The sequence below is a fragment of the Kitasatospora sp. NPDC052868 genome, from assembly GCF_044547105.1.
GTDB lineage: Bacteria > Actinomycetota > Actinomycetes > Streptomycetales > Streptomycetaceae > Kitasatospora.
In genome coordinates this window covers 227,624-247,849 of sequence record NZ_JBITZW010000011.1, presented here as the reverse complement: position 1 = coordinate 247,849, position 20,226 = coordinate 227,624, and the positions used below count along the sequence as shown (strand labels likewise).

At 73.2% G+C, this 20,226-nt stretch carries 14 protein-coding genes; 9 read left to right on the top strand and 5 right to left on the bottom strand.

Annotated elements, in window-relative coordinates; all coding sequences use genetic code 11:
- The first annotated feature begins 14 nt into the window (after positions 1-14).
- Both ACIGZJ_RS20930 and ACIGZJ_RS20925 read left to right on the top strand, forming a co-directional pair.
- Positions 15-902 carry a winged helix-turn-helix transcriptional regulator gene (locus tag ACIGZJ_RS20930; RefSeq protein ID WP_396458599.1) on the top strand — a complete coding sequence of 296 codons (888 nt, stop codon included), beginning with the start codon at positions 15-17 and terminating at the stop codon, positions 900-902.
- Between the two features lie 24 nt (positions 903-926).
- Complete coding sequence (locus ACIGZJ_RS20925) at positions 927-1,820, top strand: HipA family kinase (RefSeq protein WP_396458598.1); 894 nt, start codon at positions 927-929, stop codon at positions 1,818-1,820.
- A 43-nt stretch (positions 1,821-1,863) separates the two neighbouring features.
- Here the strand turns inward: ACIGZJ_RS20925 and ACIGZJ_RS20920 are convergent, their stop codons facing one another.
- From ACIGZJ_RS20920 to ACIGZJ_RS20900, 5 genes are all read right to left on the bottom strand, one after another.
- The gene (locus ACIGZJ_RS20920; RefSeq protein WP_396458597.1) at positions 1,864-2,229 is read right to left on the bottom strand and encodes a hypothetical protein; all 366 of its coding nucleotides are present in this window, start codon (positions 2,227-2,229) and stop codon (positions 1,864-1,866) included.
- A gap of 190 nt (positions 2,230-2,419) precedes the next feature.
- The gene (locus tag ACIGZJ_RS20915) at positions 2,420-3,925 is read right to left on the bottom strand and encodes a S8 family peptidase (protein WP_396458596.1); all 1,506 of its coding nucleotides are present in this window, start codon (positions 3,923-3,925) and stop codon (positions 2,420-2,422) included.
- Between the two features lie 350 nt (positions 3,926-4,275).
- Entirely contained in the window at positions 4,276-5,394 is a 1,119-nt protein-coding gene (locus ACIGZJ_RS20910; protein WP_396458595.1) for an amidohydrolase family protein, read from the bottom strand.
- Positions 5,395-5,397: 3 nt separating this feature from the next.
- Positions 5,398-6,870 (bottom strand): glutamine synthetase, encoded by a 1,473-nt coding sequence (locus ACIGZJ_RS20905; RefSeq protein WP_396458594.1) that lies wholly within the window; start codon positions 6,868-6,870, stop codon positions 5,398-5,400.
- 76 nt (positions 6,871-6,946) lie between these two features.
- Positions 6,947-9,625, bottom strand: coding sequence for an MXAN_6230/SCO0854 family RING domain-containing protein (locus ACIGZJ_RS20900; RefSeq protein WP_396458593.1), 2,679 nt, complete (start codon positions 9,623-9,625; stop codon positions 6,947-6,949).
- A 562-nt stretch (positions 9,626-10,187) separates the two neighbouring features.
- Between ACIGZJ_RS20900 and ACIGZJ_RS20895 the strand changes: the two genes are divergently transcribed.
- From ACIGZJ_RS20895 to ACIGZJ_RS20865, 7 genes are all read left to right on the top strand, one after another.
- Complete coding sequence (locus ACIGZJ_RS20895; RefSeq protein ID WP_396458592.1) at positions 10,188-11,963, top strand: 3-hydroxyacyl-CoA dehydrogenase family protein; 1,776 nt, start codon at positions 10,188-10,190, stop codon at positions 11,961-11,963.
- A gap of 239 nt (positions 11,964-12,202) precedes the next feature.
- The gene (locus ACIGZJ_RS20890; protein WP_396458591.1) at positions 12,203-13,120 is read left to right on the top strand and encodes a TetR family transcriptional regulator; all 918 of its coding nucleotides are present in this window, start codon (positions 12,203-12,205) and stop codon (positions 13,118-13,120) included.
- A 368-nt stretch (positions 13,121-13,488) separates the two neighbouring features.
- The gene (gene ccrA / locus ACIGZJ_RS20885) at positions 13,489-14,859 is read left to right on the top strand and encodes a crotonyl-CoA carboxylase/reductase (RefSeq protein ID WP_396458590.1); all 1,371 of its coding nucleotides are present in this window, start codon (positions 13,489-13,491) and stop codon (positions 14,857-14,859) included.
- 9 nt (positions 14,860-14,868) lie between these two features.
- Positions 14,869-16,917, top strand: coding sequence for a protein meaA (locus ACIGZJ_RS20880; RefSeq protein ID WP_396458589.1), 2,049 nt, complete (start codon positions 14,869-14,871; stop codon positions 16,915-16,917).
- A 24-nt stretch (positions 16,918-16,941) separates the two neighbouring features.
- The gene (locus ACIGZJ_RS20875) at positions 16,942-17,904 is read left to right on the top strand and encodes an HpcH/HpaI aldolase/citrate lyase family protein (protein WP_396458588.1); all 963 of its coding nucleotides are present in this window, start codon (positions 16,942-16,944) and stop codon (positions 17,902-17,904) included.
- 21 nt (positions 17,905-17,925) lie between these two features.
- Positions 17,926-18,429, top strand: coding sequence for a MaoC family dehydratase (locus ACIGZJ_RS20870; protein WP_396458587.1), 504 nt, complete (start codon positions 17,926-17,928; stop codon positions 18,427-18,429).
- 168 nt (positions 18,430-18,597) lie between these two features.
- Entirely contained in the window at positions 18,598-19,800 is a 1,203-nt protein-coding gene (locus tag ACIGZJ_RS20865; RefSeq protein WP_392936130.1) for an acyl-CoA dehydrogenase family protein, read from the top strand.
- Positions 19,801-20,226: the final 426 nt, after the last annotated feature.

Here is a 20,226-nt window from a genome sequence, read left to right as displayed (position 1 = left end):
GAGGAGGATCAACGGTGCTCAGAGACGTGCCCGCACACGATGCGCACTGCGCGATCGCCCAGTCGGCGGCGGTGATCGGCGACTGGTGGAGCATCCTGATCGTCCGCGAGTCGGCCCGCGGGCGGCTGCGCTTCGACGAGCTCCAGCACGAGCTGGGCATCTCCCGCAAGGTGCTCACCGAGCGGCTCGGCCACCTCACCGAGTCCGGCGTCCTGGAGCGGGTGCCGTACCAGCAGGGTCCGGTGCGCTACGAGTACCGGCTGACCGAGGCCGGGCGGGGGCTGCTGCCGGTCCTGGTCGCCATGCAGGACTGGGCCGACCGCTGGCTGCTCGGCGACGGCTCGCTCTCCGGCTCCGCCGCGCCCGACAGCGCCGAGGCCGCCCGGATGGCCGCGCTCCCGGGCACCCGACTGCCCGCCCTCACGCTGCCCGCCCACACCGGCGGCGAGCTCGACCCGGTCGACCCGGCGGCCGGCGCCACCGTGCTGTTCTGCTACCCCGCCACCGGCCGGCCCGCACCGCTGCCCGCCTCCTGGAGTGCCATCCCCGGCGCCGTCGGCTGCACCCTGGAGAACCGGCTGTTCCGCGAGGCCTACCCGGAGTTCCGCGCGGCCGGGCTGGCGCTGCGCGGGATCTCCACCCAGCGACCGGACGAGCAGCGGGAGTTCGCCGAGGCCGAGGAGATCCCCTTCCCGCTGCTGTCCGACCTCGACGTCCGGCTGGCGGCCGCCCTGCGGCTGCCCACCTTCCACGTCGGCCAGGGCCTGCGGCTCAAGCGGGCGATCCTGGTGCTGGACCGCGAGCGGGTGGTGCGCCGGGCCGTCTTCCCCGTCACCGACATCCCGGGCGCCGTCCGGCAGGCGCTGGCGGACGCCCGCGAGGTGGCGGGACACGGCCGGTAGGAGCGCCGCGCTAGGGTGGCCGGTGTGCTCGATCAGGTGACAGCAGTGCGCTATGTCGACCCGCTGCGGGCCGGCGGCTCGGTACCCGGCGTCGTGGAGACCGACGACCTGGGCACCTACGTGGTGAAGTTCACCGGCGCCGCGCAGGGCCGCAAGGCGCTGGTGGCCGAGGTGATCGTCGGCGAGCTCGCCCGCCGGCTCGGACTGCGCGTCCCGGAGCTGCGGCTGGTCGACTTCGACCCGGCGGTCGCCGACGGCGAGCCCGACGCCGAGATCCAGGGCGTCCTGCGGGCCAGCGGCGGGATCAACCTCGGGATGGACCTGCTGCCCGGTGCGGTCGACTTCAAGCCCGGCATGATCCCCGTCGACCCGGCCGAGGCAGGGCGGGTGGTCTGGCTGGACGCGCTCACCGGCAATGTCGACCGCACCGTGCACAACCCGAACCTGATGGTCTGGCACCGCCGGCTCTGGCTGATCGACAACGGCGCCGCGCTGATCTTCCACCACCGCTGGGCCGGCGCCGAGGCGGCCGTCGGCAAGCGCTACGACCTCAGCGCCCACGCCCTCGGCGGCTACCGGCCGGACGTCCGGCTGGCCGACGAGGAGCTCGGCCCGCTGGTCACCACCGGGCTGCTGGAGGAGGTGCTCGCGCTCGTCCCCGAGCAGTGGCTGGCCGACGAGCCCGGCTTCGACTCGGTGGAGGCGCTGCGCCGCGCGTACGTCGCCCATCTGGCCGCCCGGGCGGCCCGCTCGCCCGAGTGGCTGCCGGAGGGCTTCGCCACCACCGAGCAGCTGCGCGAGGCCGAGGCCCGCCGGGCCGCCCGCTCCCGGGCGGGCCGGCCCGCCTGGCTCCAGGAGGTCCCGGACCTGCACGGCAAGCCGTCCGTCGGGACGGAGTGGGGCCGGCACGTGGAGTGACCGGCTCGCAGGCGGGGTTCGAAGGCGCGCCCCGGGCCTGCGGTCAGCCCATCGCGGGGCGGACCCAGCCGAAGTAGGCGACCGCCGTCCCGACCAGCAGGCCGAGGCAGTGCAGCGCGAAGAGCGCGGCCCGGTTCACCCGGCGCACCGAGGGCGAGAGCAGCGCCAGCGCCGGTACCGCCAGACCCACCAGGGGGCCCGCGACCAGCCCCAGCAGCACCGGCAGCACATCGCCGACGCCCGCGCCGGAGGCGAACCCCATCACGGCGACCACCAGGCCGCCGCCGACCACCAGGCCCAGCATCGGGCCGGCGGCGAGCAGCTGGGCGATGCCCACCAGCAGCCACGGCCAGCTCCGCCCGCCGCCCTGACGGGCCGGGGGCTGCCATCCGCCGAAGGTCTGTGCCATGCCGCTCTGCTCCTCGAAGACGTTCCCGGTCGCGCTGACGGGTCCATTCTGGTGATCCGGCCGGGGCCGCCACCTGAGTACCGGTACTCAAAAAAGGGTGGGGAGCGGGACGATGAGTCCCACTCCCCACCCTTCGGTGGTTCAGTGCCGGGTCAGGCCGTCAGGCCCGGTCCGGCGGGGTGCCGGCGCCTCAGCGCCACCACTGGACCGCCTTCTCGGCGTTGATGATGCCCGCGCCGTAGAAGCCGTTGTCGTCCGCGCCGCCCTCGCAGTTGGCGGTCCACTCACCGGCACCGCCCGGGTTGAACGGGGCCGTCGGGCAGGCGTGCGACTCGGCCTGGCTGGTCAGCATCTCGGTCAGCTCCTCGGGGCTGGCCCACGGGAAGGTGCTGGCGAGCAGCGCGAGCACGCCGGCGGCGTGCGGCGAGGCCATCGAGGTGCCCTGCATGTAGCCGTACTTGCCACCCGGGATGGTGGACAGGGTGCGGCCGTTCTGGTCCGGGGTGTTCGGGATCTGGTACCGGCGGTCGCCACCGGGGGCGGCCACGGTGACCTTGTTCTTGCCGTAGCTGGAGTAGTACGACTTGTCGCCGTTGACACCCACCGAGGAGACCGACACGACGCCGTCCAGCTCGGTCGGCAGGTTCAGGCAGTCCTGGGTGATCGGGCGCTCGCCCGGGGTGGTGTCGTCCGGGCTGGCGACGTCCTTGGTCTTGTGGGCGAGGTCGATGTTCTCGTTGCCCGCGGCGGCCACGTTGAGGACGCCCTTGCGCTGCGAGAACTCGACGGCGCGGCGGACGGCGGTGGTGATCGCCGCCTGGTCCGCGTCGTTCTGGCAGTTGAACATCCACGGGTCGACGAAGTAGCTGTTGTTCGTCACCTTGAAGTGGTGCTCACCGGCCCAGACGAAGCCGCAGACCGCGTACTCCGGGTAGATGAACCCGCCGTCGTCGACCACCTTGACGGCGGCCAGCTTGACGTTCGGGGCGATGCCCTCGATGCCCTTGCCGTTCTTGGCGGCGGCGATGGTGCCGGCCACGTGGGTGCCGTGGTCGCCGTCGACGCCGGGCTGCCAGGCCTCGAAGGCGGTGTTCGGCTTGCCGCCGTCGATGCAGGAGACCGACTGCGAGGCGTCCACGTTGGCCTTGAGGTCCTCGTGGTTGGCGTCGATGCCGGAGTCCAGCACGCCGACGGTGACCTTGTTGCTGCCGAGCGACAGCTTGTGCGCCTTGTCCACGCCGATCTGGCGCATGTCCCACTGGTTGGCCCAGTTGGGCTCCTCGCCGGCGGCCGTGGCGGCGGCGACGGCCTCGGGGGTCGGGTCGGCGGCGACCTCGGCCTTCCGGGATTCGGCGGCCGTGATGCCCTTGGTGCGGCTGGCGCCGACCGACTGGACGCCCTTCGCGTGCCGCAGCTTGGCGGCGAACTGGGTGTCGGTCGAGCGGGCGATCACCACGCCGATCTGCTCGTACGAGTACACCACGGAGCCGCCGAGGGTCGTGATGGCCTTCTCGACCTTCTGCACCTGGCCGTGGTTGGCCTGGGTGTTCACGACGTAGCTGAGCAGCGGTCCGGTGGTCGGCTCGGCCCCGGTGGCCGCGACGGCGGTACCGGCCGGCAGCACCATGGCGCCGGCCGTGGCGAGGACGAGGCCCACCGCGGCGTACCGGGTCCGGCTGATCCGAGGAACACTCATAGGGGTTGGCCCTCCCGAGTCGTCATGCACAACTGCGGTTGGCAGGTGCACTGGAATGATCGGGACGCTAGTGAACATGCGTTGCAATCCGCAAGAGGTAGTCATCTAATCGACACAGTTCGAACACTTGCGAGGTCGATGACTCCAGGCCACGGACGGGATGTCAATCCATACGGTGAATAAACTGGCTTCCCCGCGCCGTCAATTCGGCCGAGCGCAGACGATCCACCGCGAACAACCCGCCAGACGGGTGACGGCGGCTCACCTCGGCCGATTCCCCGGTACCGGGCCGGGGCGGGGCGGCGTTCGGCGTCGGGCCAGGCGGCGGTCGGAGGGGGCCGGGGCGGCGGTCAGAGCCGGTACAGGCGGCGGGCGTTGCCGGCGGCCACCTGCCGGGCGAGGCGCTGCGCGTCGGCCGCCGTACAGGCGCCGTCGGCCCGCCAGCCGTCCAGCAGGCTGCCCAGGCCGTGCCGGAACTGGGCCGCGCCGACCAGGTACAGCTCCGGCAGGCCGTAGGCGTCGGTGGAGAACAGGAGCTTGCCGAACGGCACCAGCTCCAGCATCTCGCCGAGCACGGCGGCCGCCCGGGGGCCGACGTAGGAGGCCGTCAGTCCGAGGTCGGTGTACACCTGCGGGAAGGCCTGGGCCAGCCAGCCGGCCTGCCGGTGGTACGGGTAGCAGTGCAGGAGCACCAGCGGCACGCCGCTCGGCTCGGCCGCCCGGACGAACCCGGTCAGCAGCGACGGGTCGGCCCGGTGCAGGGTCAGATCCGGATCCCCGAACCCGGTGTGCAGCTGGAGCGGCAGGCCGAGCCCGGCGCAGACGTCCAGGGCCGTCCAGAGCAGGTGGTGCAGCAGGACCGGGTCGGTCAGCCGCCCGTGGCCGGCCCGCAGCCGCGCCCCGGCGGCGGCGACCACCTCCCGGGTGGCGGGCCGCTCGGGGGGCACCGCCAGGCCGCCGCGGTAGGCCAGCACCGACTTGACCGCCACCGCGCCGGCCGCCGCCGACTCCAGCGCCGCGCGCACGGCGGCCGGCCAGTCGGCGGCCGCCGGGGCGAGCGACTCGACGACGGCCTCCAGCCGGACCACCTCGCGCACCCGGGCGCCCGACACCTCGGCGAGCTCGCCCAGCGGCAGCAGCGGGTGACCGCCCGCCGCGGTCAGCCCGGTGTCCACCAGGCAGGTGTCCAGGGCGGCGGCCGCGAGCAGCCGCCGGGTGGCCTCGGCGGCGCCGAGCTCGCGCCGGCGGGCCAGGTAGTCGGCGGCCGGGGCGTGCGCCGGGAGCCCGAGCGCGGGCGGGCACCAGCGGCGGACGGCGAGGCCGAGCGCGCTGTCGAACGGCGAGCAGCCGGGCGCGGGCGGCCGGTCGGACTCGGTGAGCAGCCCGGCCAGCACGTCGTCGGCGAGCTCGGCCGCCACCACGCTGTGGCAGTGGTGGTCGACCAGCGCGGGGACGTCCAGCGGGGCCACCGGTCAGTACCGCCAGCGGGTGGCCGCCACCAGCTGCTCGGGGGTGGCCGAGGCGTACTGCTCGATCTCCGCCTGCCGGACGGCCAGCACCGCCTCGAACAGGGGGTCGCCGAGTGCCTCGCGGAGCACCGCGGACTTCTGGTAGGCCGCGACCGCCTCGGCCGGGCCGGACGGCAACCGGGGGACCGTCCCGGGTGCGGCCTGGGCCGGATCGCCGGTGAACTCCGGTGGCAGCGCGAGCCGTTGGTCCAGTCCGGCGAGGCCGGCCGCGAGCACCGCGCCGACCGCGAGGTACGGGTTGGCGGTGGCGTCGAAGCACTTGACCTCGGCGTTGGCGGCGGTGGAGCGCTCCCCCGAGGAGCCGGTGACCAGCCGCAGCGCGGCCTCCCGGTTCTCCAGGCCCCAGCACTGGTAGGCGCCGGCCCAGTGCGAGGGCACCAGTCGCAGGTACCCGGCGGGGCTGGAGCAGCCGAGCACCAGCAGCTCGGGCAGCGCGCCGAGCACCCCGGCGAGGAAGCCCTCGGCCTCGGCCGTCAGTCCGTGCGGGCCGGGGCCGCCGCGGCCGAGGTTCCGCCCGTCGCGCCACAGGCTCAGATGGAGGTGGCCGCCGTTGCCGACCGCGCCGGCCTCGACCACGGGCGCGAAGGAGGCCCGCAGCCCGTGCCGGGCGCCGACCGCCCGGATGGTGTGCCGGACCAGGACGGAGGTGTCGGCGGCGCCGACCGCCCCCTCGGGGGCGAGCGACACCTCGAACTGGCCCGGGGCGTACTCGGGGTGGATCTGGAGCACCGTCAGCCCCTGCTCGCCGAGCGCGCGCAGGACGTCCCGCAGGTAGTCGGAGAGGTCGGTCAGCCGCTGCATGCCGTAGGCCGGGCCGTACGTCGGGTACTGCGGCTCCTGCTGCGGCGGGCCGGCCAGGGCGACCGTCCACTCGACCTCGATGCCGGCCTTGACGCCGAGCGCGCGGGTGGCGGCGGCGGCCTCCATCCGGCGGGCGAACAGCCGCTGGCAGCCCGGGTGCGGGCCGCCCGCCTGGGTGTACCGCTCCCCCGGCGCCCAGGCCCAGCCGGGCTGGGCGGCCAGCGGGACGATCCGGTCGAGATCCGGGTAGAGCCGCAGATCGCCCGTCGGGCCGCCGATCAGCCGGCTGGTGGTGATGGAGTCGTCGGCCAGGAAGACGTCGAAGCAGGGCGCGGCACCGACGCCCCACTGGGCCGCGTGCACCAGCCCGTCCAGCGGTACCGCCTTGGCCCGGGCGATCCCGGCGTTGTCCACCCAGGTGACGGCCACCGCCTCCACCCCGCCCGCGCGCAGCCGCTCGGCGGCCTGCCGGGCCCGCTCGGCCCGCTCGGCGCGCGGCGGCAGCGCGACGGCGGCCGGACCGGCGGGGCCGGCAGGGCCGGCAGGGCCGGTGGGGCCGACGGGTGGCTCGGAGGAGTCGGCGAGGCCTGCGGACGCGACGGTTCCGGTGCTCATTCCTCCATGCTGCCGCGCCCGCTGACCAGGGGGAATTCCCCTATCGGGTGGTTCGGGCGGACGCTCGTCCGCCCGTTCACCCCTCCGGGTCGAACAGGGCCACCAGATCCCCCGCGGTGAGCCGCTCCAGGGTGCCGGGCGCGGCGTCCAGCGGGCCCGGGTAGAGCCGGTAGAGCGCGCCCGAGACGGGGACGGGAGCCGGGACGTCGGCGTGCACCAGTGCGGTGAACACCCGGCGCAGGACCAGCTGCTCGGCCAGCACCCGGTCGAGGCCCGGGCCCGTCACCCTGCCGTCGGCCCCGTACCCCTCGCGCAACCGCTCGGCGAAGTCCGCCACCGGCTCGCCGGCGGCCCGGCGGTAGCTGCTGAGCACGCCGCCGGAGCGGTCCCGGACCAGCACCTCGTCGGTGCGGGCGGCGGCCGTGGCGCAGGCGAGGTCCCAGAGCGTGGCGCGGGAGCCCTCGGCGAAGTGCGCCAGCACGTCCGAGGCCAGGGTGCCGATCCGGTCCCGGTAGCGCCAGACGTTGTGGAAGGCGCCGGAGGTGCCGGTGTTGAGGTCCGTCCAGGTGTACGTGCGCCGGCCGAGGTCGACGATCATCGGGACGCAGATCTTGGCGTCCCCGCTCAGGTCGAGCCGCTGGCGGACGGCCTCCGCCTGGAAGTGGCCGCCGCGGTGGCGGGCCGCCTCCGGGGCGTCCAGCTCCATGAACCCGGCGAAGGCGTCGGCGAGCTCCTCGAACGGGACGTCGTTGTAGCTGAAGACGATGACGACCGCGTACCGGGCGCCCCCCTCGGCCAGCGCCGGCAGGTCGAGGTCCACGTACTCGGTGGCCCCGTGCGGGGGCGGGGCCGAGGTGAAGTCGCCGGAGTGCACGGCGGCGCGCTTGCCGTACACCAGGCGGGTGTAGTCGCACAGGCCGACGAACTCCCACCGCTCGTCGTACAGCGCCACCGAGAGGTCGAGGTCCACCCGCTGGCGCGGGGTCTGCATCCAGTGCAGGAAGAGCCGGACCCGGCCGCCGTCGGGCAGCCGCTGGACGCTGCCGCGCGGCAGGGCGACCAGCGTCCTGGCACTGGCCCGCTCGGCGAACGGGACCACCAGGTCGGCCAGCCCCTCGTCGAGGACGGCGAGGTCGAACCGCTCGTGCTCGCCGGCCCGGCGCAGCAGTTCGGCCTCGATCAGCGTGCAGACGGGGGCGCTGAGCGCGACCGGGACCTCGGTGCCCCAGTCGTCGCGGGCGTGCGCCAGCGAGACCCGTCCGCGCGGGAAGTAGAGCCGGCGCTCGCCGACCTCGCGCGGGCCGCGCAGCCGGCCGTAGGCGCCGAGCAGCGGACCGGGCGCGACCTTGCGTAGGGCCGCGGGCAGGGCGTCGGCGAGTGCGGCGGGCAGCGGCTCGCCGGGACTCCAGGAGGCGTGCACCCGCAGCAGGTGGTGCAGTCGGCGGACGAACTCGCCGGGGCGGCGGGCCAGCAGGGCGACGGCGGCGGGCACGTCGCCGCCCGCGAGGGCCCGCTCGACCCGGGCGGCGAAGGTGGCGACGACCAGCCGGGTGTGGCCGCCCGGGGTCTCGGCGACCCGCAGCGGGGCGGGGGCCTCGCGCAGCTCGGGGCCGAGGCCGTGCAGGTCGAGGTCGCTCTGCCGGAGCACGGCGAACGCGGCGGTGGCGTACGGGAACCGGGCCCGGTGCTCGTACGGGTGCAGCAGCTCGCCGGCGCGCAGCCAGGCGGCGCGGTGCCGGCCGAGGTCCTCGGCGAGGGTGCCGAGCGGGAGCGCGTCCAGGACGGCGAGCAGGTCGCGGCGCAGCGGGCGGGGCAGGTTGCGCAGCCGCAGGCCCTTGGCGGTGGCGGGCAGCAGGTCGGGCTCGGCCCCGGACCAGGCCCAGATCAGCCGCAGCACGTCGGTGGCGGTGGTGAGGTGGGCGGCGAGCAGCGGCCGGGCGGTGGCCTGGTCGCGGCGGAGCAGGGCGGCGAGGACGGTGGCCCGGCTCTCCCGGACGGGGATGTCGGCGGGCAGCCAGTCGGCCGGGTCGGCGGGGGCGTGGTCGAGCAGCAGGGCGAGGTCCTCGCGGTCCTGCGGGTTCAGCGGGGTGCGGCGGCCCAGCAGCCGGCCCAGCTCGGCGGCCGCGGCGGCGGCCGGGTCGGTGCCCTCGGCCAGCCGCAGCGGGCGCAGCAGGGTGTCCTGGCCGTGCTCGCGGGCGGCGTTGCGCACGGCCTTGGCGTCCAGTGACAGGTGGCGCTGCTCGGCGATCGGGGTGCCGCAGAGCGGGCAGGCGTGGTCGGCCAGCTCGTCGTAGCAGTCGCCGCAGAGCAGGTGGGCGCAGGGTGCGAGGGCGCCGATGCCGGACTCGGCGCCGACGCACTCGCAGCAGGCGCAGATCTGGTTCGGCTGGTTAAGCAGGAAGGCGCGCACGTGCGCGGAGTAGTAGCTGTGCGCGTGGTCGGGCACGCCGTCGGGGAAGCGCCGGAACAGCGCCTGGTGCTTGCGGTCGGCGCCGGTCGCCGCGTCGAGCCGGCGCAGCAGCGCCTGCCCGGTGTCGGCCAGCGCGGCCGGCCGCAGCCGCCCGAGCGCGGCGCGCAGCGGAGCGGTCAGCAGGTGTCCGCGCTGGGCGAGGTCCGCCTCCAGGGCGAGCAGCCCGCGCGCGCTCCACGGGTCGGACTCCCCGGCCCCGGTGCCCGGGACGGCGACGGCGCCGAGCCGTCGCAGCAGGTAGTCGTCGAGGCGGGTGTCGGGCGCGGTGGTGCTCTGCTTCTTCACTGGTGGATCCCCCGGAGATACGACGAAGCGGGGGCGGAGAGTGGGCGCACTCGGGTCATTTTGGAGATGAGAGAAGGAAGCACGCCGCGGAGCCGCCCCCGCGCCGCCCACCCTAGCGAAGCCCGCTCGGCGCACCGAACGAATTTCCGCGGAAGGGCGCCTCCGCCCTCTTCCTACTCGGCGGTAGCTTCGCTACAGTGACCGCACGCACCACCGCCGGGCTTCGGGAGCCGCACCGGCGGGGTCGTTCGTCGGCACGCGGGATTCGCGTGTGGCGGGCGGCGGTTGGCGGTGCGTCTTTCACCGGTCGGTGCCGCGGATCGCGGCGGGCCGGATTCCCTCCTCGTATCAGAGCCGCTTCCTTCACCTTGAGCGCCTGAGTACCACGGCACACCCGCAGCACGGCCGGAGCGGACCGGCGGCTGCACGCGTGCGCCGCAACCGTCATCTCCCAAGCCCCCGCGCGCGAACCCTCCTCCGGCGGCGGCCGCCCCCGGCGTACGGGCGCGGCGGCGCGCCCGCCGGAGCGCGCGCGGGCCTCCCATGACAAGGAGTCAGGACAATGAAGCGTCCCTTCCCCACGGTCGCCGTGGTCGGCCTCGGCACGATGGGTGCCGGCGTCGCCGTGGCAGTCGCGCAGAGCGGCCGCCGGGTGATCGGCATCGAGGCCAACGAGGACGCCGCCGCCCGGGCGCTCGCCCGGATCGAGGAGGCGACCGCGCACGCGGTGGCACGTGAGCGGATCACCGCCGAGGACCGGGCCGCGGCGCTCGCGCTGATCACGGTGGGCACCTCGCTGGAGGCCGCCGCCGAGGCGGACCTGGTGATCGAGGAGGTCCCCGAGCAGCTGGAGCTGAAGCGGGAGCTGTTCGCCGAGCTGGACCGGATCTGCCCGCCGCAGACGGTGCTGGCGACCGGGACCACCGCGCTGTCGGTGACCCGGATCGCCGCCGCCACCGCCCGCCCCGAGCGGGTGCTGGGCCTGCACTTCTTCAACCCGGTGCACACCATGAAGCTGGTCGAGGTGGTCCGCACCGTGCTGACCGCCCCGCAGGTGGCCGTGGACGCCTCGGCCTTCGCCCGGGACCTCGGCAAGGAGCCGGTCGCGGCCGGCGACCGGGCCGGCTTCGTGGTGAACGGCCTGCTCTTCGCGTACCTGAACCAGGCCGCCGCGATGTTCGAGTCCCGGTACGCCAGCCGCGAGGACATCGACGCCGCGATGCGGCTCGGCTGCGGCCTGCCGATGGGCCCGCTGGCGCTGCTCGACCTGATCGGCGTGGACACCGCCCGCACGGTGCTGGAGGCGATGTACGAGCAGTCCCGGGACCGCCTGCACGCGCCCGCGCCGATCCTCGGCCAGCTGGTGGCGGCCGGGCTGCTGGGCCGCAAGTCGGGCCGGGGCTTCTACACCTACGAGGCGCCGGGCTCCTCCAAGGCGGTCGACGCGGCCGCCGGCGGCGCCACCGCCCGGGTGCCGGGCCGCGAGGTGCGCACCATCGGCGTCTGCGGCTCGGGCACCATGGCGACCGGCATCGTCGAGGTGTTCGCCAAGGCCGGCCACCCGGTGCTGCTGGCCGCCCGCAGCCAGGAGAAGGCGGACCGGGCCAAGGCGCAGCTGGCGAAGTCGCTGGACCGCTCGGTGGCCAAGGGCCGGCTGACCGAGGAGCAGCGCGACGCGGCGCTGGCCCTGGTGACGCCGGTCGGGCAGTACGCCGAGCTGGCCCAGGTGGACCTGGTGGTCGAGGCGGTCGCCGAGGACCTCGCGGTCAAGCAGGAGCTGTTCGCCACCCTGGACAAGATCGTCAAGCCGGGCGCGGTGCTCGCCACCACCACCTCCTCGCTGCCGGTGATCAGCTGCGCCACGGCCACCTCGCGGCCGCAGGACGTGGTCGGCATGCACTTCTTCAACCCGGCGCCGGCCATGAAGCTGGTCGAGGTGGTCTCCACCGTGCTGACCGCCCCGGACGTCACCGCGACCGCGCTGGAACTGTGCGCGAAGGTGCGCAAGCACCCGGTGGAGTGCGGCGACCGGGCCGGGTTCATCGTCAACGCGCTGCTCTTCCCGTACCTGAACGACGCGGTGCGGATGCTGCAGGAGCACTACGCGACGGTGGACGACATCGACACCGCGATGAAGCTCGGCTGCGGCTACCCGATGGGCCCGTTCGAGCTGCTGGACGTGGTCGGCCTGGACGTCTCGCTGACCATCGAGCAGGTGCTGCACCAGGAGTTCCGCGAGCCGGGGCTGGCGGCGGCACCGCTGCTGGAGCACCTGGTGGCGGCGGGCTGCCTGGGCCGCAAGACCGGCCGCGGCTTCCGCGACCACGCACGCCGGTGAGCACGGCGTCGGCGGGCGGGCCCGGTGCGGGCCCGGTGGGCGGCGGCGCGCCGGCCGGGGGCGCGCCGCCGACCGGTGCGGTGCCGGCCGGTGCGGTGCCGAGCGGGCAGCCGCGGACCGGCTGGATCCCCGGTACGGTGTCCGCCCGGTGGCCGAGACCGGCCGTGACCGGCCCGGTCGCGCCGGTCCGCCGGGGAAGGCCCGCGGGGCCGGGGTCGGGGGCGTGTAGCGTTCCGGCCATGGATCGGGTTCAGTCAGCCTCCCCGCAGCACTCCGCCGTACCGCGCGGCGCCGACCGGCCGTCCGGTGCCGGGCCGGCCGCCGCCGAGCCGGGGCCGGGCAGCCGCCGGGCGGCCGCCCAGCGCCAGCAGATGCGCCAGGACCTGGCCACGGCCGCGATGGAGCTGTTCGCCTCGCAGGGCTACGAGGAGACCACGGTCGACCAGATCGCGGCCGCCGCCGGAGTGGCCCGGCGGACCTTCTTCCGGTACTTCCGGTCCAAGGAGGAGGCGATCTTCCCGGACCACGACGACACCCTGGTCCGGGTCGCCGACCTGCTGGCCAGCGCCGAGTCCGAGGAGCACCCGCTGGACGTGGTCTGCCGGGGCATCAAGGAGGTGCTGCGGATGTACGCCTCCACCCCGGCGGTGTCGGTGGCGCGGTACCAGTTGATCCGTCAGGTCCCGGCGCTGCGCGAGCGGGAGATCGCGGTGGTGGCCCGCTACGAGCGGCTGTTCACCCGCTACCTGCTCGGGCGCTTCGACACCGCCGAGGAGATCCCGCCGGGCTGGCAGCGCGGCGGCGAGGACGACTCGATGCTGGCCGAGGTGTCGGCGGCGGCGGTCGTGGCGGCGCACAACCACGTGCTGCGGCGCTGGCTGCGGGCCGGCGGCCGGGGCGACGTGGAGGCGCAGCTGGACCACTCCTTCGAGGTGATCCGGGGCACCTTCTGGGCGTCCGCGGCACCGGGCGCCCGTCGGCGTGGATCTCTTGTGGCACCCGGTGCCAGTGTGACGCCGCTGGAGGCCGCCGCCATGAGCGCACTGAGTGCCAGCCCCGGAGGTGAGGTGCTCATCACAGTGGCCCGCACCGACGCTCCGCTGGACGTGGTGGTGGACAGCATCAGAGCCGCGCTGAGCGGCGCACGGGAGGCCTGAGCGGGAGCGTTTCCGCAGGTCGGAGCAGTTTTCCAGGGCCCGTACCGGATTGCCGGTACGGGCCCTTCGCATGCCCGCGCGAGGCCCGCGACCGGGCGGTCGAACGGGGATTTGATTCACCTGAATTGATGACACCCGGTGTCTTTACGAGTGGCACAGGGTGCCACTACCTTGTTACCCACCAGTCGCGGCGCCGCGGCTCCCCACCTCGGCGCGCCGTCGTCCGGCGCTCCCACACCCCGGGGGCGAGCAGCAGCCCGGCCCACCAGCCGAACCCACCCACCACCCATCTCAGCGAAGCCGGTGTCCGCTCCCGGCTCCCCCAGACGCCCTGTGCCCCTCACACAGGTACGCCTTCGGAGGCAGCCATGAAGGAAATCCTCGACGCGATCCTCAGCTCCGACAGCAGCTCCGCGGACTTCGCCGCGCTCAAGCTGCCGGAGTCCTACCGGGCCGTCACGCTCCACAAGGACGAGGAGCAGATGTTCGCGGGCCTCGACAGCCGCGACAAGGACCCCCGCAAGTCCCTCCACCTCGACGAGGTCGCCCTGCCCGAGCTGGGCCCGGGCGAGGCCCTGGTCGCCGTGATGGCCAGCGCGGTGAACTACAACACCGTGTGGAGCTCGATCTTCGAGCCGGTCTCCACCTTCGGCTTCCTGGAGCGCTACGGCCGGCTCTCCCCGCTCACCAAGCGCCACGACCTGCCGTACCACGTGCTCGGTTCGGACCTCGCGGGCGTGGTGCTGCGCACCGGTGCCGGGGTCAACGCCTGGAAGCCGGGCGACGAGGTCGTCGCCCACTGCCTCTCGGTCGAGCTGGAGTCCTCGGACGGCCACAACGACACGATGATGGACCCGGAGCAGCGGATCTGGGGCTTCGAGACCAACTTCGGCGGTCTCGCCCAGCTGGCCCTGGTGAAGACCAACCAGCTGATGCCCAAGCCCGCCCACCTGACCTGGGAGGAGGCCGCCTCCCCCGGCCTGGTCAACTCCACCGCCTACCGCCAGCTGGTCTCGCAGAACGGCGCGGGCATGAAGCAGGGCGACAACGTGCTGATCTGGGGCGCCAGCGGCGGCCTCGGCTCCTACGCCACCCAGTACGCGCTGGCCGGCGGCGCCACCCCGATCTGCGTGGTCTCCAACGAGCAGAAGGCCGGGATCTGCCGGGCGATGGGCGCCGAGGCGATCATCGACCGCTCCGCCGAGGGCTACCGGTTCTGGAAGGACGAGAACACCCAGGACCCGCGCGAGTGGAAGCGCCTGGGCAGCCGGATCCGCGAGCTGACCGGCGGCGAGGACGTGGACATCGTCTTCGAGCACCCGGGCCGCGAGACCTTCGGCGCCTCGGTCTACGTCACCCGCAAGGGCGGCACCATCGTCACCTGCGCCTCCACCTCCGGCTTCATGCACCAGTACGACAACCGCTACCTGTGGATGTCGCTGAAGAAGATCGTCGGCTCGCACTTCGCCAACTACCGCGAGGCCTGGGAGGCCAACCGCCTGGTGGCCAAGGGCAAGATCCACCCGACCGTCTCCAAGGTCTACAGCCTCGACCAGGCCGGCCAGGCCGCGCTCGACGTCCACCAGAACAAGCACCAGGGCAAGGTCGGCGTGCTCTGCCTCGCGCCGACCGAGGGCCTGGGCGTGCGCAACGCCGAGCTGCGCGAGAAGCACCTGCCCGCGATCAACCTGTTCCGCGAGGCCTCCGAGCGGGCCGACCGGTCCAGCCGCGACATCTAAGGCGATCCGATGACTGATCAGAAGCGTGATCGGCCCTGGCTGATGCGGACCTACGCGGGGCACTCGACCGCGAGCGACTCCAACGCGCTGTACCGCAGGAACCTCGCCAAGGGCCAGACCGGCCTCTCGGTGGCCTTCGACCTGCCGACCCAGACGGGCTACGACTCCGACCACATCCTCGCCCGCGGCGAGGTCGGCCGGGTCGGCGTGCCGGTGGGACACGTCGGGGACATGCGCGCCCTGTTCGACGGCATCCCGCTCGAGCAGACCAACACCTCCATGACGATCAACGCCACCGCGATGTGGCTGCTGGCGCTCTACCAGGTGGTCGCCGAGGAGCAGGGCGCCGACATCGCCAAGCTCACCGGCACCACCCAGAACGACATCGTCAAGGAGTACCTCTCGCGCGGGACGCACGTCTTCCCGCCCGGGCCCTCGGTCCGCCTGATCACCGACATGATCGCCTACACGGTCGGGAACATCCCCAAGTGGAACCCGATCAACATCTGCAGCTACCACCTCCAGGAGGCCGGGGCCACCCCGGTCCAGGAGATCGCCTACGCGATGTGCACCGCGATCTCGGTGCTGGACGCGGTCCGCGACTCCGGCCAGGTGTCGGCCGAGCGGATGGGCGAGGTGGTCGCCCGGATCTCCTTCTTCGTCAACGCCGGCGTGCGCTTCGTCGAGGAGATGTGCAAGATGCGCGCCTTCGCCCGCCTCTGGGAGAAGGTCACCCTGGAGCGCTACGGCATCCAGGACCCGAAGCAGCGCCGCTTCCGCTACGGCGTCCAGGTCAACTCGCTGGGCCTGACCGAGGCGCAGCCGGAGAACAACGTCCAGCGGATCGTGCTGGAGATGCTCGCCGTCACGCTCTCCAAGGACGCCCGCGCCCGGGCCGTCCAGCTGCCCGCCTGGAACGAGGCGCTCGGCCTGCCCCGCCCGTGGGACCAGCAGTGGTCGCTGCGCATCCAGCAGGTGCTCGCCTACGAGTCCGACCTGCTGGAGTACGGGGACATCTTCAACGGCTCCGAGGTGATCGAGACCAAGACCGCCGAGCTGCTGGCCGGCGCGGAGGCCGAGATCGCCAAGGTGCTGGAGATGGGCGCCAAGGCGGGCAACCGGGGCATCATCCCGGCCGTCGAGTCCGGCTACCTCAAGTCCAACCTGGTCGCCTCGCACGCCGCCCGCCGGGCCCGGATCGAGTCCGGCGAGGACAAGATCATCGGGGTGAACTGCTTCGACACCACCGAGGAGAGCCCGCTCACGGCCGACCTCGACACCGCGATCATGGTGGTCGACCCGGCCTCCGAGCAGTCCGTGCTCGCCGCCCTGGAGCAGTGGCGCGGCAGCCGCGACGAGGCCGCCGCCCAGCTGGCCCTCGAGGAGCTCAAGACCGTCGCGGGCACCGAGGCCAACCTGATGCCCGCCACGCTCGCCTGCGCCCGCGCCGGGGTCACCACCGGCGAGTGGTCCTTCGCCCTGCGCGAGGTCTTCGGCGAGTACCGCGCGCCCACCGGCGTCGGCGGCGCCCCGGTCGCGGTGGCGGCCGAGCCCGGCGGCGAGCTGGCGGCCGTCCGCGAGGCGGTCACCGCGACCGCCGCCGAGCTGGGCGCCGGCAAGCTGCGCCTGCTGGTCGGCAAGCCCGGCCTGGACGGGCACTCCAACGGCGCCGAGCAGATCGCCGTCCGGGCCCGCGACGCCGGGTTCGAGGTGGTCTACCAGGGCATCCGGCTGACGCCCGAGCAGATCGTCTCCGCGGCCGTCGCGGAGGACGTGCACTGCGTGGGCCTGTCGATCCTCTCCGGGGCCCACCCCGAGCTGGTGCCCGACGTCCTGCACCGGCTGCGCCGGGCCGGGGTGGAGGATGTGCCAGTGATCGTGGGTGGCATCATCCCGGCAGCGGACGGCGAGGCCCTCAAGGCCGCCGGCGTCGCTGCCGTGTTCACCCCGAAGGACTTCGGCATCACCACCATCATCGGCCGGATCGTGGACGAGATCCGGCTGGCCAACAGGCTCCAGCCGTGGACGCCCGCCCCCGCCGCGACGACCACCAGCTGACCCCGGAAGGACTGACCCACCCTCATGGCCAACGTCAACAGGCTCCGCCCCCGCCGCTCCTGCCTCGCCGTGCCGGGCTCCAACCCGCGCTTCCTGGAGAAGGCCCAGGGCCTGCCCGCCGACCAGGTCTTCCTCGACCTGGAGGACGCCTGCGCCCCCCTGGTCAAGGAGAGCGCCCGGCACCACATCGTCGACGCGCTGAACAACGGCGACTGGGGCAAGAAGACCAAGGTCGTCCGCGTCAACGACTGGACGACCCACTGGACCTACCGCGACGTGATCACCGTCGTCGAGGGCGCCGGCCCGAACCTCGACTGCATCATGCTGCCCAAGGTCCAGGACGCCGAGCAGGTCAAGGCACTCGACCTGCTGCTCACCCAGATCGAGAAGACCATGGGCTTCGAGGTCGGCAAGATCGGCATCGAGGCGCAGATCGAGAACGCCAAGGGCCTGATCAACGTCGACGCGATCGCCGAGGCCTCCCCGCGCCTGGAGACGATCATCTTCGGCCCGGCCGACTTCATGGCCTCGATCAACATGAAGTCCCTGGTGGTCGGCGAGCAGCCGGCCGGCTACCCGGCCGACGCGTACCACTACATCCTGATGCGCATCCTGATGGCCGCCCGCGCCAACGACCTCCAGGCGATCGACGGCCCCTACCTGCAGATCCGCAACCAGGAGGGCTACCGCGAGGTGGCCGGCCGCGCCGCCGCGCTCGGCTTCGACGGCAAGTGGGTGCTCCACCCGGACCAGGTCGGCGCCGCGAACGAGATCTTCTCGCCCTCGCAGGAGGACTACGACCACGCCGAGCTGATCCTCGACGCCTACGACTGGTGCACCTCCGCGGAGGGCGGCGCCAAGGGCTCCGCGATGCTCGGCGACGAGATGATCGACGAGGCCAGCCGCAAGATGGCCCTGGTCATCGCCGGCAAGGGCCGGGCCGCCGGGTTCCAGCGCACCTCCAAGTTCGAGCCCCCGCAGGCCTGACCCCCCCTAAGGACCACTGAGATGCAGTTCGGACGCACCTACGAAGAGTTCGAGGTCGGCGCGGTCTACAAGCACTGGCCCGGCAAGACGGTCACCGAGTACGACGACCACCTCTTCTGCCTGCTCACCATGAACCACCACCCGCTCCACATGGACACCAACTATGCGGAGAAGACGACGGACTTCGGCAAGAACGTCGTGGTGGGCAACTACATCTACTCGCTGCTGCTCGGCATGTCCGTCCCGGACGTCTCCGGCAAGGCGATCGCCAACCTGGAGATCGAGTCGCTGCGCCACATCGCGCCGACCTTCCACGGCGACACCCTCTACGGCGAGACGACCGTGCTCGACAAGTGGCCCTCCAAGTCCAAGGACGACCGGGGCATCGTCTACGTCGAGACCAAGGGGTACAAGCAGGACGGCACGGTCGTCTGCATCTTCCGCCGCAAGGTGATGGTGCCGACCGCGACGTACATCAAGGAGCGCGGCGGGGAGCAGCCCGGCCGTCCCACCCCGCTGTCCTGACACCTCTCTCCCAGACCCCGGACGGGTAGGCCGCCGTCATCGGCCGATCCCCACTCCGGAACGGGGGCCCTGCTGCCGCAGCCACGCCGGCAGGGCCCCCGGCAATCCCCCCCCCCGCTCTGACTTCCTCTCCCCCACCCTCTTCCCTCTCTCCACAGGAGCCGCACGATGGGACGCCTCGCACAGACCGACGGCCTCACCGAGATCCAGCGGGACATCCTCGCCACCGTGCGGGATTTCGTCGACAAGGAGATCATTCCGGTCGCCACGGAGCTGGAGCACAAGGACGAGTACCCGACCGCCATCGTCGAGGGGATGAAGCAGCTGGGCCTCTTCGGCCTGACCATCCCCGAGGAGTACGGCGGCCTCGGCGAGTCGCTGCTCACCTACGCCCTGGTGGTGGAGGAGATCGCCCGCGGCTGGATGTCCGTCTCCGGCATCGTCAACACCCACTTCATCGTGGCGCACATGATCAACGCGCACGGCACCCAGGAGCAGAAGGACTACTTCCTGCCGAAGATGGCGGCCGGCGAGATCCGCGGCGCCTTCTCGATGTCCGAGCCGGGCCTCGGCTCCGACGTCTCGGCGATCTCCACCAAGGGTGTGCGGGACGGCGACCACTACGTCCTCAACGGCCAGAAGATGTGGCTCACCAACGGCGGCACCTCCACCCTCGTCGCGGTGCTCTGCAAGACCGACGAGGGCGGCGGCAGCCCGTACAAGAACATGACCACCTTCCTGATCGAGAAGACGGCCGGGTTCGGCCCGAACCCGACCGTCCCCGGCCTCACCGTGCCGGGGAAGATCGAGAAGATGGGCTACAAGGGCGTCGACACCACCGAGCTGGTGCTCCAGGACGTCCGCATCCCGGCCGACCGCGTCCTCGGCGGCGTCCCCGGCAAGGGCTTCTACCAGATGATGGACGGCGTCGAGGTCGGCCGGGTCAACGTGGCCGCCCGCGGCTGCGGTGTCGCCCGGCGCGCCTTCGAGCTGGGCATCTCCTACGCCCAGCAGCGCTCCACCTTCGGCAAGAAGATCGCCGAGCACCAGGCCATCCAGTTCAAGCTCGCCGAGATGGCCACCAAGGTCGAGGCCGCCCACCAGATGATGGTGATGGCCGCCCGCAAGAAGGACGGCGGCGAGCGCAACGACCTCGAGGCCGGCATGGCCAAGTACCTCGCCTCGGAGTACTGCAAGGAGGTCGTCGAGGACTCCTTCCGGATCCACGGCGGCTACGGCTTCTCCAAGGAGTACGAGATCGAGCGCCTCTACCGGGAGGCCCCGATGCTGCTCATCGGTGAAGGTACTGCGGAGATCCAGAAGATGATCGTCGGTCGTCGTCTGCTGGAGGAGTACCGGATCGCCGAGTAGGCGCTCCCCGAAGAACGGCCGGTCGACGGGCGTGCGGGCCCGTCCCGGCGCGGTGCCGTGCCGCCGGGGCCCGGCCTGGTCCGCCTGGGCCCGGCACGGCCACCGAGGAGCGGCCGCAGGGCGCGTAGCTGCTGAGACGCGCTCTGCGGCCGCTCCCACATGCCTGCGCGCCGCCCCGACGCGCCCTGCCCCGGGCACGGTTCATCCGACACGCCCGTTGAGACAAGTGTCACCAGGTCTGTCCGGACCCTTGGGAACCGGACGGGGCCGAGCTACGGTCGTATACACAGGAGGCGCATCGGCGCCTTGCACAGGACACCTGACCGAGCAGGCGGGTTGCCCACCCACCGTGTGCTCCCGATAGCATCCACCGGGACAGCAGCCGTCCCTTTATTACTCGATCCCCGCGGTGGCCCCCGTCCAGCG

Excerpts from the sequence above, each read along its gene's own strand:
- ACIGZJ_RS20920 (WP_396458597.1), bottom strand. The coding sequence starts at position 2,229 with ATGGCACAGACCTTCGGCGGATGGCAGCCCCCGGCCCGTCAGGGCGGC.
- ACIGZJ_RS20915 (WP_396458596.1), bottom strand. The coding sequence starts at position 3,925 with ATGAGTGTTCCTCGGATCAGCCGGACCCGGTACGCCGCGGTGGGCCTC.
- ACIGZJ_RS20905 (WP_396458594.1), bottom strand. The coding sequence starts at position 6,870 with ATGAGCACCGGAACCGTCGCGTCCGCAGGCCTCGCCGACTCCTCCGAG.
- ACIGZJ_RS20895 (WP_396458592.1), top strand. The coding sequence starts at position 10,188 with ATGAAGCGTCCCTTCCCCACGGTCGCCGTGGTCGGCCTCGGCACGATG.
- ACIGZJ_RS20890 (WP_396458591.1), top strand. The coding sequence starts at position 12,203 with ATGGATCGGGTTCAGTCAGCCTCCCCGCAGCACTCCGCCGTACCGCGC.
- ccrA (WP_396458590.1), top strand. The coding sequence starts at position 13,489 with ATGAAGGAAATCCTCGACGCGATCCTCAGCTCCGACAGCAGCTCCGCG.
- ACIGZJ_RS20880 (WP_396458589.1), top strand. The coding sequence starts at position 14,869 with ATGACTGATCAGAAGCGTGATCGGCCCTGGCTGATGCGGACCTACGCG.
- ACIGZJ_RS20875 (WP_396458588.1), top strand. The coding sequence starts at position 16,942 with ATGGCCAACGTCAACAGGCTCCGCCCCCGCCGCTCCTGCCTCGCCGTG.
- ACIGZJ_RS20870 (WP_396458587.1), top strand. The coding sequence starts at position 17,926 with ATGCAGTTCGGACGCACCTACGAAGAGTTCGAGGTCGGCGCGGTCTAC.
- ACIGZJ_RS20865 (WP_392936130.1), top strand. The coding sequence starts at position 18,598 with ATGGGACGCCTCGCACAGACCGACGGCCTCACCGAGATCCAGCGGGAC.